We start from the raw sequence: 292 nt of genomic DNA, 5'->3' as shown, positions 1-292 counted from the left end.
GAAAAAAATTGGTTTTCCAGACACTTTCTTTTGTTTATACCAATCGGAACCGCCCCGGCGGTTTATAGATATCCAAGAGACTCCAGATGCAGCTTTAAGCCTTCCTCAAGACTCAGAGGATCGGCGTCTGCAACGCCTGCGAATCACTGGTGATACACAAAAAGATCGCAGAAGAATTTCTGCCGCTTTTAAAAGCCAGGCTCGATAAAAAACAGGTCGAGGTGCGGGCGGATGAAGAGGCCTGCCGGATCGTGCCCCAATCCTCTTCCGACGCCGGAACAAACTGGGGCAC

General features: G+C 50.3%; 1 pseudogene. It reads left to right on the top strand.

Annotated features, from left to right (window positions below):
- Positions 1-107 precede the first annotated feature (107 nt).
- Positions 108-292 (top strand): annotated as a pseudogene (gene proA, locus NE473_RS33335) (glutamate-5-semialdehyde dehydrogenase); the annotation flags it as partial.

This window comes from Hungatella sp. SL.1.14 (assembly GCF_024460495.1).
In the GTDB taxonomy this organism is placed as follows: domain Bacteria; phylum Bacillota; class Clostridia; order Lachnospirales; family Lachnospiraceae; genus Hungatella; species Hungatella hathewayi.
This window is presented reverse-complemented; position numbering and strand designations above follow the sequence as displayed.